Source organism: Streptomyces sp. WM6386, assembly GCF_000972385.1.
Classification (GTDB): domain Bacteria; phylum Actinomycetota; class Actinomycetes; order Streptomycetales; family Streptomycetaceae; genus Streptomyces.
Genome location: NZ_JXTE01000366.1, coordinates 1 through 613 on the forward strand (window position 1 = coordinate 1; position 613 = coordinate 613).

Sequence of the window (613 nt, forward strand, 5' to 3'; positions counted from 1 at the left end):
GCCCTGGGTACGGGCCAGGGGCGCGCAGAAGCAGACATGGATGCCCGAGGCGAAGCTGAGATGCCGGTTGTCCGTGCGGGCGAGGTCGAGGGTGTCCGGGTCCGGGAAGGCGTCGGGGTCGCGGTTGGCGGCTCCCCTGACGGCGATGACCTGTTGGCCCGCGCCGACCACGTTGCCTTCGCCGAGGTCGACGTCCTCGGACGCGACCCGGATGGAAAGGTGGGAGGGCGAGTCGTAGCGCAGCAGTTCCTCGATGGCGCCGGCCGCCAGTTCCGGCTCGGTGCGGAACCGGGCGAGCTGCTCGGGGTACCCGAGGCCGACCACCTGATGATCGAGAAGTGGGCGCAGGACTACCTGGCCGGCGTGAGCCCCTCGTTCACCGTCTCCCAGGCCAACCACCAGGCCAGGGACGAGGCACTGACCGGGCTCAACGACTACTTCCTCGCACTGGCGGCAGAGCGGCGCCGGACACCGGGAGAGGACGTGCTGAGCCGCCTCGCGGCCGCCGCCGACCAGGGAGAGATCAGCGAACAGGAGCTCCTGGGCACCTGCATCCTGCTGTTCATCGCCGGACACGGCACGACCACCAACCTCATCGGCAACGGCGCCCTCA

Annotated in this window: 1 protein-coding gene and 1 pseudogene; one reads left to right on the top strand and one right to left on the bottom strand. The window is 70.1% G+C overall.

Translation table 11 applies throughout. From position 1 onward, the window contains the following. Window positions 1–324, bottom strand: a 324-nt coding sequence (locus TN53_RS41750; protein WP_159038275.1) for a cytochrome P450, incomplete at its 3' end; no start/stop codon positions are given. Window positions 325–327: 3 nt separating this feature from the next. Here TN53_RS41750 and TN53_RS41755 point away from each other — a divergent pair. Next, a pseudogene (locus tag TN53_RS41755) lies at window positions 328–613 on the top strand (cytochrome P450); the annotation flags it as partial.